At 66.4% G+C, this 9,828-nt stretch carries 11 protein-coding genes; 2 read left to right on the top strand and 9 right to left on the bottom strand.

What is annotated here, in order from left to right:
* The 7 genes from gloB to A3E77_RS04885 form a co-directional block, all read right to left on the bottom strand.
* A partial coding sequence (gloB, locus tag A3E77_RS04855; RefSeq protein ID WP_293643722.1) for a hydroxyacylglutathione hydrolase occupies positions 1-624 on the bottom strand: 624 nt, incomplete at its 3' end.
* A 125-nt stretch (positions 625-749) separates the two neighbouring features.
* Entirely contained in the window at positions 750-1,187 is a 438-nt protein-coding gene (locus tag A3E77_RS04860) for a VOC family protein (protein ID WP_293643724.1), read from the bottom strand.
* A gap of 9 nt (positions 1,188-1,196) precedes the next feature.
* On the bottom strand, positions 1,197-1,634 hold the full coding sequence (locus A3E77_RS04865; RefSeq protein WP_293643726.1) for an acyl-CoA thioesterase: 438 nt from the start codon (positions 1,632-1,634) through the stop codon (positions 1,197-1,199).
* Between the two features lie 9 nt (positions 1,635-1,643).
* The gene (locus A3E77_RS04870; protein ID WP_293643930.1) at positions 1,644-2,408 is read right to left on the bottom strand and encodes an alpha/beta fold hydrolase; all 765 of its coding nucleotides are present in this window, start codon (positions 2,406-2,408) and stop codon (positions 1,644-1,646) included.
* Positions 2,405-2,668: a DUF6356 family protein gene (locus A3E77_RS04875; RefSeq protein WP_293643728.1), complete on the bottom strand. Its 264-nt coding sequence runs from the start codon at positions 2,666-2,668 to the stop codon at positions 2,405-2,407. The genes A3E77_RS04870 and A3E77_RS04875 overlap by 4 nt, the downstream gene beginning before the upstream one ends.
* Positions 2,669-2,740: 72 nt before the next feature.
* Positions 2,741-3,118: a VOC family protein gene (locus A3E77_RS04880; protein ID WP_293643730.1), complete on the bottom strand. Its 378-nt coding sequence runs from the start codon at positions 3,116-3,118 to the stop codon at positions 2,741-2,743.
* Positions 3,115-3,537, bottom strand: a complete 423-nt coding sequence (locus A3E77_RS04885; protein ID WP_293643732.1) for a MerC family mercury resistance protein — start codon at positions 3,535-3,537, stop codon at positions 3,115-3,117. The genes A3E77_RS04880 and A3E77_RS04885 overlap by 4 nt, the downstream gene beginning before the upstream one ends.
* 148 nt (positions 3,538-3,685) lie before the next feature.
* Between A3E77_RS04885 and thrS the strand changes: the two genes are divergently transcribed.
* On the top strand, positions 3,686-5,692 hold the full coding sequence (gene thrS / locus A3E77_RS04890; RefSeq protein ID WP_293643734.1) for a threonine--tRNA ligase: 2,007 nt from the start codon (positions 3,686-3,688) through the stop codon (positions 5,690-5,692).
* A complete protein-coding gene (locus A3E77_RS04895) occupies positions 5,689-6,450 on the top strand; it encodes a sulfite exporter TauE/SafE family protein (protein WP_293643736.1) in 762 nt (253 codons plus the stop codon). Before thrS ends, A3E77_RS04895 begins: the two co-directional genes overlap by 4 nt.
* 148 nt (positions 6,451-6,598) lie before the next feature.
* On the opposite strand, the gene A3E77_RS04900 is transcribed toward A3E77_RS04895, so the two are convergent.
* Both A3E77_RS04900 and A3E77_RS04905 read right to left on the bottom strand, forming a co-directional pair.
* The gene (locus A3E77_RS04900; protein ID WP_293643738.1) at positions 6,599-9,100 is read right to left on the bottom strand and encodes an ABC transporter permease; all 2,502 of its coding nucleotides are present in this window, start codon (positions 9,098-9,100) and stop codon (positions 6,599-6,601) included.
* Entirely contained in the window at positions 9,101-9,772 is a 672-nt protein-coding gene (locus tag A3E77_RS04905) for an ABC transporter ATP-binding protein (protein ID WP_458574411.1), read from the bottom strand.
* Positions 9,773-9,828: the final 56 nt, after the last annotated feature.

Consider the following 9,828-nt stretch of genomic DNA (forward strand, 5'->3'; position numbering starts at 1 on the left):
CGCTTCGCCCGCCGCGCGCGCGGCCTCGACCGCCGCCAGCCGCGCCGCGAGCGCGTCGTTGCCGGGGTCGACCGTCACCGCAAAGCGGGCGTTCGACAGCGTATATTCATGGGCGCAGTAAACGCGCGTCGCATCGTCGAGCGCACCCAGTTTCTGCATATTCGCGAACATCTGTTCGGCGGTGCCCTCGAAAAGACGGCCGCAGCCCATGGCGAACATCGTGTCGCCGACGAAAATCGCCGCATCCTCGGCAAAATGATAGGCGATGTGGCCCGCGGTGTGTGCGGGCACGTCCCAGACCGCGGCAACATGCCCGCCGAGTCGGACCGTGTCGCCGCCCTTCACCTGCAGGTCGAGCGTCGGGATGCGCGCAAATTCGGCCGCAGGGCCGGTGATCGTGCAACCCGTGGCGTCCTTGATCGCCGCATTGCCGCCGGTGTGATCGGGATGCCAGTGGGTGTTCCAGATGTCGGTGATCGTCCAGCCGCGCGCGGCTGCCGCTTCGAGCACGGGATCGGCCACCGCGGGATCGACGACCATCGTTGCGCCGCTTTCGCTGTCATGGACCAGCCAGACATAATTGTCGCTCAGGACGGGAATACGGACGATGTCCAGCGCAGCCATATAATCTCCTTTCCAGCGTCTCGCACCCTGAAGACGGAGCGGGCGCCAGCGGACCTTGGTGCGCAATCCTGCCACAGCCCCCGCGCAAAGTCTCCCTCACTCGCAGGGTGTGAGGCAGCTCGGCTTTACCAGCTGCCGGTGTTCGGCATCGAGGCCCAGGGTTCCTGCGGCGGCAGATGGCCTTCCTGGAGCAGCTCGACCGAAATGCCGTCGGGCGAGCGCACAAACGCCATATGGCCGTCGCGTGGCGGGCGGTTGATCGTCACCCCGGCGTCCATCAGCCGCTGGCAGGTCGCGTAGATGTCATCGACCCGGTAGGCGAGATGGCCGAAATTGCGGCCGCCGCTATATTCCTCCGCCGCGCTGCCATCGGCGGGGGGCCAGTTATAGGTCAGCTCGACCTCGGCGATTCCGCCCTGTCCGGGGGCGGCGAGGAAGATCAGCGTGAAGCGGCCGCCTTCATTGTCGAAACGGCGCACTTCCTCCAGCCCGATCAGCTTGAAGAAGGCGACAGTGGCGTCGGGGTCCGACACGCGGATCATGGTGTGAAGATATTTGGTCATGGCGCCCTTTTAGGCGCGAAGGGCCCGCGCTTCAAATGCTTCAAACAGGAATAGGAATTCGTCGGGCACCGGGGCCGGGGCGCCCTGGGCTTCGGCGACATGGACATAGACGAGCTGCCCGTCGGCGCGCAGATCGTCCTTCCCCGCGCCATGCAGCTCGAACATATAGGTCATCGAACTGTTGCCGACGCGCGCAGCGCGCACGCAAATGTCGATTTCCTCGTCGAGCAGGATCGGCGCCCGATAATTGACCTCGGCGCGCGCGACATGAAATTCGGGGCTGCTATGCGCCGGCCAGCGATCATAAACCCCGGCACCGCGCCAATATTCGGTGATCCCGATGTCGAAATATTCCAGGTAGCGGCTGTTGAACACCACCGCCTGCGCATCGATTTCGGCATAGCGGACACGCTTGGTGACGTGGAATTTGAAGTCGCTGCGCGCCATGATGATCCTCTAGTTCGTCGCGAGCCGTGCCACGGTGTCAATCAGCAGCGCGATGTCGGTATCGCGCGACAGCCGGTGGTCGCCGCCTTTGACCAGCGTCACCTGCACATCCTCGCTCGCCAGCGCCGCCGACAGGCGCAGGCTGATGTCGGACGGCACATCGCCATCCTGCTCGCCGTGGAGCAGGCGGACGGGGCAGGTGAGTGGGATTGCGGTGTCGAGCAGCCGGTTCGCTTCGCCCGAATGGAAGAAACCGCGCGTCGTCATATAGGGCTGGTCGCTGTACGGCGTCTCTTCAACCAGCGCGCCCTCGGCAAGGATGATTGCTTTCTCGGCATCGCTGAAACCCCAGTCGGTAAAATCGGGCGCCGCCGCGATCCCGACGAGTCCTGCAACGCGGCCCGGCCCGTCGCGCTGCACCAGCGCCAATGCGGTGAGCAGCATCAGCCAGCCGCCCATCGACGATCCGACGATGACCACCGGCCCTTCGGCCTTCGCATCGATCAGGTCGAGCACATCGCCGCGCCAGTCGAGCAAGCTCTGGTCGGCGAACAATCCGTCCGACAATCCGCATCCGGCATAATCGAGAAGCAGGCAAGCATGTCCCTCGGCTGCCGCCCAGTCGAACAATGCCGTCGCCTTGCCCCCCGCCATGTCGGACATATAGCCGGGCAGGAAGACGATCGTCGGCGCGGCGCCCGGCGTGTGGCGATAGGCGAGCCGTGGGCGGCCCGAACGGTCGAGATAGTCGGGGGGGGTCTCCACCGGGATCAGATGACCCAGTCGATCGTGCTCATCTGCATCACGGCCTGCCCCTTGGCGCGCCGCTTTTCGACCATGATGTGGTTCAGCCGCTGGATGGTGTCGCTGCCCGTGGTGATGCACCAGCCGGGAACCACCGCGTGAACCAGCGCGCACAGCCCGCCCCAGATCATCGTGACGCCGAATTTCGACGCGACGCCGAAATGCTCGATGTAATTTTCATCGACGCTCTTCGGATGGTCGACGAACAGGCGCTTGAGCGACGTGATCATGGGGGGAAGGCTCCTTTCCGGCTGCCGCCGCCCTAGCGGGAGACTCTATCTCCCGCAAGGGCAGCCATCGGCTCAGCCGATCAGCCCACTCGGCCAGCCGATGCGCACCAATGTTTCGTCGGGGTCCGACAGCGCGAATTCATACATGCCCCACGGCTTGTGCGTCGGCGCCTTTTCCGGTCCCAATATGCGCTCGCGCACGGCCTCGGCCAATTCGTCGACGCGCTCGGAATAGAGGTATAGGCCGAACGGGTTCTGGTCGCGTTCGGGCCAGGTCGGTTGGCTTTCGTTGGTCAGATGGAGCTGCCACCCCTTGCCGTCCTCTAGCAGACGGTAGGTGCCATGGTCGCTGACCACCGACAGGCCGAGCCGTTCGTAAAAGGCGGTGCTGGCGTCAAGGTCGCTGCATGGCAAGATCGCGGCGATATGGTGGCGGGGCGCGTCGGTCATGCCGCCAGTCTATGCGCGCCGCCACGATGACGCCAGCGCCAGTTGAGAAGATGCGCCGCGGCAAGCACGAGCGCGCCCATCGACGTCAGCATCCGGTCGGCGGCTTCGGGATCGGCGGCGGCCATCCAACCCTCATGCGCCAACAGGCCGAGCGCGAGCAGGCCCAGCCCCGCAGCGGCGAGCATCGCGGGAACGATCCGTCGATGCCGCCGCCAGCCATCCCTCATCGCGATCGCCGCCGCGGGCAAGGCGAGCATCAATATCGCCGCATGGACCCCCTCGGGCAGCGCGATCCAGCGGCTGAGCGCGGGGGCGAGAAGGAGGAGCAGGGGCAGGGCGAGGCAGTGGAGCAGGCAGGAGAGGGACAGCGCCAGCCCCATGAGGTCGGCAAGGCGCGGGCGCGCGGCGGGGAGGCACATGATTGTTCTTTCGCGGGAGGGGTTCGCGATGCCAGATAATGATACATTATCTCATTGCAACCCCGATTGTGAATCCGCCCCTTGCCGCCCATATCGCATACTGGCAAAGGGGCGCCGCACTTTTGCGCGAAGAAAGGCCGATTTTTAGATGTCCCAGATGATCCGCGTCACCCTTCCCGATGGCTCTGCCCGTGAAGTCGTGCGCGGGACGACCGCGGCCGAGATCGCGGCCGCTATCGGACCCGGCCTTGCCAAGGCCGCGCTCGCCGCCAAGATCGACGGCGAACTGCGCGATATCATGCGCCCGCTGGAGGAAGACACGAACCTGTCGCTGGTGACCAGCCGCGACGAGGCCGACGCGCTCGAACTCTTTCGCCACGATTATGCCCACGTCCTGGCGGAGGCGGTGCAGAATCTGTTTCCGGGGACGCAGATCACCTTCGGCCCGTCGACGGGCGACGGCTTCTATTACGACTTTGCGCCGACCGCCGAACATGGACCGTTCCGCGACGACGAACTGCCGCTGATCGAGGAGGAGATGCGCAAGATCATCGCCGCCGACCTGCCGCTGACGCGCGAAGTCTGGGAGCGCGACAAGCTGATCGCCAAATGGGCGGCCGATGGCGAGACGTTCAAGGCCGAATGGGCGGCCGAACTGCCCGAGGGCGAGGAACTCACTGTCTATCGCAGCGGGGACGGCTGGATGGACATGTGCCGCGGGCCGCACTTGGCCTCGACAGGCAAGCTCGACCCCGCCGCGTTCAAACTCACGCGGGTTTCGGGCGCCTATTGGCGCGGCGACCAGAAGAATGCCCAGCTCAGCCGCATCTACGGCACCGGCTGGCTCAACAAGAAGCAGCTCGCCGAACATCTCGTCCGGCTGGAAGAGGCCGCGAAGCGCGACCATCGCAAGATCGGCCGCGAGATGGACCTGTTCCACCTTCAGGAAGAGGCGCATGGCAGCGTCTTCTGGCACCCCAAGGGTTATCGCATCTACCGCGAGCTGGAGGCCTATATGCGCCGCGCGATCGACGGCGCGGGCTATCAGGAGGTCAAGACCCCGCAGGTGATGGACGCCAAACAGTGGGAGCAATCGGGCCACTGGGGCAAATATCGCGAGAATATGTTCGTCATCCCCGACGAGGTGCCGAACATCGAGGATGACGGCCCGATCGTCTCCGACGATGCCGAGTGGATGGCGCTGAAGCCGATGAACTGTCCCGCGCACGTCCTGATCTTTCGCCAGGGGATGAAGTCGTATCGCGACCTGCCGCTGCGCATGGCCGAAATGGGTTGCTGCCACCGCAACGAACCGCACGGCGCGCTGCACGGCATCATGCGCGTGCGCCAGTTTACGCAGGACGACGGGCATATCTTCTGCCGCGAAGACCAGATCGTCGACGAAGTGCGCGATTTCTGCGCGCTGCTCGACCGCGTGTACAAGCAGCTGGGTTTCGAGACATATGCGGTGAAGCTCGCGCTGCGCCCCGACATGCGTTTCGGCACCGACGACATGTGGGACAAGGCCGAGCAGGAGCTGCGCGAAGCCGTCGAGCGCGCGGGCATGGCTACCGAAGAATATGGCTGGGAAGAACTGCCGGGCGAAGGCGCCTTTTATGCGCCCAAGCTCGAATTCCACCTGACCGACGCGATCGGCCGGACGTGGCAGTGCGGGACGATCCAGTCCGACCGCGTGATGCCCGAGCGGCTGGACGCCAGCTATATCGGCGAGGATGGCGAGCGCCACCGCCCGGTGATGCTCCACCGCGCGATCCTCGGCACTTACGAACGCTTTATCGGCATCTTGATCGAACATTTCGCCGGGCGTTTCCCGACCTGGCTCGCGCCGGTGCAGGCGGTGGTCGCGACGATCGTCAGCGACGCCGACGATTATGCCAAGGATGCGGTGGCGCAGCTCACCGCGGCCGGCATCCGCGCCGACTGCGACGTGCGAAACGAGAAGATCAACTACAAGGTCCGCGAACACAGCCTCGCCAAGGTCCCCTATCTGCTCGTCGTCGGCAACCGCGAGGCCGAGGAAGGCACTGTCGCCATCCGCACGCTCGGGCAGGACGGCCAGCGCATCATGCCGCTCGCCGAAGCGATCGCGATGCTGAAGGCAGAGGCGACCCCGCCGGATCTCCGCGCCGGGTGACGAGCCTGTCGCAGCTGGTCGGCATCGCACCGCTGACGCTCGCCGGCGCGGCGGCGATGACGTTCGGCGCCGCTTATGTGCGCGGGCTGACGGGCTTCGGCATGGCGATCATCCTCGTGCCTCTGCTCGGGCTCATCATCGCGCCGGGTGAGGCGGTGGTGCTTGGCATATTGCTGCAATTGCTGATCGGGCCTGTGGGGTTGAAGGTCATCATGGCCGACGCCGACCGCAGCACCGCCACGCCGATCGCCTTGCTCGCGATGCTGGCGACGCCGGCCGGGATGTTCGCGCTCGACGCCACGACGCCCGACGTCGCGCGGCTGCTCATCACGCTGATCGCGGTCGGTGCCTTCGTCGCGGTCATGCTTCCCAAACAGCCGGAGGGGCATCGGCCGGGACGCATCGCGATAGCGGGAACCGGCATCGCCTCAGGCATCCTCACCGGCTTTGCGGCCATGCCGGGGCCGCCGGTCGTGCCCTTCTATCTTCGCCGCCACCTTGAGCCGAAAGTCGCGCGCGCGTCGATGATGTTGATCTTCTTTGCGACCGCGATCGCCGGAACGCTGGCCGCGCTCTGGGTCGGCATTGCGACCTGGCGGCTCGTCATCCTGTCGCTGATCCTCTTTCTGCCGATGTGGTTCGGCAACCGGATCGGCGGGCGTCATTTTGGCAGCGTGCCGCCGCATGTCTGGCAGGCGATGGTTGCCGTCGTGCTCGGCATTGCTGCGGTGTCGGCGGTGGTGCGGATTTTGAACTAGGGCATTGATCCTTCATTGAGTGACAAAGCCGGGTGCTCCCGCGAAGGCGGGAGCCCATCTCCGGACGGCGCCATTTTGAACCCACCGGAGATGGGTCCCCGCCTTCGCGGGGACACACAAAAGCGCTTCATTCAAAACGGATCACGCTCTACAGACTCCGGAGCGCCTGCGCCGGTTTGGCTGACAGCAAAGGCCAGCTGCCGGCAATCCCGATCAGGAACGACAGGCCCGCCCCGCCGAGCAAGGTCAGCCCGACCATCAGCGGATCGGGCGCAAAGTCGAACTCGAACAATTGCGTCACGACATACCAGGCGCCTGCCAGCCCCAGCCCGAGCGCGAGCACCGCGAGAATGCCCGCGAGCACCGCATATTCCATGCCCTGCGCCCCCAATATCTGCCCGCGCGTTGCGCCGAGCAGTTTCAGGATCACGCTGTCGTAAACGCGCCGCTCGCGGCTCGCCGCAATCGCGCCGATCAGCACCGCGATGCCCGCAAGGATCGCGATGCTCGCCGCCGCCGCAATCGCCTGACTCATCTGCGTCAGCAGCGTCGTCACCTGCGACACGACATCGCGCACCGCAATCAGAGACGCCGACGGGAAGGCGCGGGGGATGCTGCGCGACAGCGCGGTTTCGGCTTCAGGCCCGACCGCGACCGTCGCGACCATATTATGCGGCGCCGCGTCGAAGGTGCCGGGCGAAAAGACGAGCACATAGTTGAGCCCGAAATTGTCCCAGTTGACGGTGCGGAAAGAGGCGACCTTCGCCTGCACCTCGACCCCCAGCACATTGACCGACAGCGTATCGCCAATCTTGAGGCCGAGCGACGTCGCGACCTCCTGCTCGACGCTGACCAGCGGCGGCCCCTTGTAGTCGGCCGCCCACCATTGGCCGCCGACCAGTTCGCTGCCGTTCGGCAGCACCGGGCTGTATGTCAGGCCGCGGTCGCCGCGCAGCACCCACGCCCCGTCGGGCAGCTCGGCCAGTTCGTCGACCCGCTGGCCGCGAAATTCGGTAACGCTGCCGCGCAGCGCCGGGATCATGTTGACCTCGGCCTTCGCGTCGGCGCCCTTGACCATCGCCTGAAAGCGTCCTGCCTCGCTGCGCGGCACGTCGAGCACGAAGAAGCTCGGCGCGCGCTGCGGCACGGTCGACTGGATTTCGGCGGTGATGCTCGTCTGGATCGCAGCGAGCGTCACGAACAGCGTCAGGCCAAGCCCGAGTGCGACGACCAGCGCGCCGGTCGACGCGCCGGGACGGTGCAGGTTCGCGAGCGCGAGGCGGAACAGCGGACGTTTCGGCCGCGGCAGGCGGCTCGCGGTGCGCCGCACCAGCCAGCCCAGCCCGACGAGGATGAGCAGCAACCCGACCGCGGCACCAATGAACCCCAATGCGAACAAGGGCTCGCGTGCGGTGCCGACCGCGAGCGCGATGATCGCGGCGAGCGCCGCGGCGACCGCGACGATTGTCCGTCGGTCGATGCGCGCCGCGCCGCTCACCGTCGCGCGATAGAGCCCGGCGGCGGGGACATGGCGTGTCGCTGACAGCGGGGGCAGGGCAAAGGCGATCGCGATCAGCAGGCCATAGGCGGCGCTGACCGCGAGCGGCAGCGGATAGATGGCGATGCCCGGCTTGACCGGCAGCACGTCGCCCGCGATCCAGCCGATGGCCGCAGGCGCCAGCGCCCCGACGACCAGCCCGGCGACAATCGACACCGCCGCGACCGCCAGTATCTGCAATCCATAGATGCGCGCCACCGTGCCGCTGTCGGCGCCGAGCACTTTCAGCGTCGCAAGGCCGGGGCGTTTGCCCGCGAGATAGCTCGCGACGCCGTTGCCGACGCCGATCCCGGCGATCACCAGCGCGGCGAGGCCGACGAGCGACAGGAACTGGCCCATGCGCTCGATGAAGCGCCGTGTGCCGGGCGCGCCGTTGCTGCTGTCGGTGATATCCCAGCCGGCATCGGGAAATTCGGCGGTCAGCGCCTTGCCGACAGTTTCTGGGTTCGCGCCATCGGGCAGGCGGACGCGATATTTGCTCTCGTACAGGCTTCCCGGCTGGATCAGCTGCGTCGCGGGCAGGTCGGTCAGGCCGATGATCGCGACGGGGCCGAGCGTGAAGCCCTCGCCCAGCCGATCGGGCTCTTCGGCAATGACGCCGTGGATCAGGAAGCTTTTTTCACCGAACTTCACCCGTCCGCCGACCTTGAGGTCGAGCCGTGAGACGAGATCCTTGCCGATCCAGATGCCGCCCGGCGGCGGCGGACCTTTGCGCGCGCCGCTTTCCAGCCGCATCGTGCCATAGAGCGGATAGGCGGCGTCGACCGCCTTCAGCTCGGACAGCAAAGCCTCGCCGTCGGGATCGTTCGCCATCGCGCGCAGGCGCACCGTCGACGACGGCGTGCCGACGCGGCGGAAACCGGCCATTTCGTCGGCGCTCGCTTCGCGCTGCGGCAGGCTGAACTCGATATCGCCGCCCAGGATCGTCTGCCCGCGCACTTCCAGCTCGGACGTGATGCCGCGCGTCAGGCTGCCGATTGCGGCGAGCGTCGCGACGCCGAGGAACAGGCAGACCGCAAGAAGGCGAAGCCCCCGGATGCGCGTCGCAAGGTCGCGCCGTGCGATGCGCCAGAGCGTGGCGAGCGGCAGCACCTAGGCCGCTCGCTCTTCGATCTTGCCGTCGTGCATCACGACGACGCGATCGCAATGCTCGGCGAGTTCGGGGTCGTGGGTGATGATGAGCAGGGTCGCGCCCAGTGCGGCGCGGCGCGCGAAGATCAGCTCGATGATCGACTGGCCGGTGGTCGTGTCGAGATTGCCCGTCGGCTCGTCGGCAAAGATGATCGCGGGCGAGCTTGCCATTGCGCGCGCGATCGCGACGCGCTGCTGCTCGCCGCCCGACAATTGGGCCGGGTAATGGGTGAGCCGATGGCCGAGCCCGACCGCCTCCAGTTCCGCCGCGGCGCGCCCGAAGGGATCGGCAATCCCGGCCAGTTCCAGCGGCACGGCGACATTTTCGAGTGCGGTCATGGTCGGGAGCAAGTGAAAGGCCTGGAGCACGATGCCGATGCGGCCGCGCCGGGCGCGGGCCAGATCATCCTCATCCATCGTGGCGAAATCCAGCCCGGCGACGTTGATGCTGCCGCCATCGGCGCGTTCCAGCCCCGCGAGCACCGCCATCAGCGAGCTTTTGCCCGATCCCGACGGACCGAGCAGCGCGACCGAGGTTCCGGCTTCGACCTCCAGGTCGACGCCGCGCAAAATTTCAACCGGGGCCTTGTCGCTTCCGAGCGTCAGCGTCACATTATGGGCGGCGATCGCCACGTTCGGCGATTGTCGTTGGGCGTCGGGCAAGGAGAGGACCCTTTGAAATGAGAACG

Source organism: Sphingopyxis sp. RIFCSPHIGHO2_12_FULL_65_19 (assembly GCF_001830555.1).
Lineage (GTDB): Bacteria > Pseudomonadota > Alphaproteobacteria > Sphingomonadales > Sphingomonadaceae > Sphingopyxis.

Excerpts from the sequence above, each read along its gene's own strand:
- A3E77_RS04860 (WP_293643724.1), bottom strand. The coding sequence starts at position 1,187 with ATGACCAAATATCTTCACACCATGATCCGCGTGTCGGACCCCGACGCC.
- A3E77_RS04865 (WP_293643726.1), bottom strand. The coding sequence starts at position 1,634 with ATGGCGCGCAGCGACTTCAAATTCCACGTCACCAAGCGTGTCCGCTAT.
- A3E77_RS04875 (WP_293643728.1), bottom strand. The coding sequence starts at position 2,668 with ATGATCACGTCGCTCAAGCGCCTGTTCGTCGACCATCCGAAGAGCGTC.
- A3E77_RS04880 (WP_293643730.1), bottom strand. The coding sequence starts at position 3,118 with ATGACCGACGCGCCCCGCCACCATATCGCCGCGATCTTGCCATGCAGC.
- A3E77_RS04885 (WP_293643732.1), bottom strand. The coding sequence starts at position 3,537 with ATGTGCCTCCCCGCCGCGCGCCCGCGCCTTGCCGACCTCATGGGGCTG.
- thrS (WP_293643734.1), top strand. The coding sequence starts at position 3,686 with ATGTCCCAGATGATCCGCGTCACCCTTCCCGATGGCTCTGCCCGTGAA.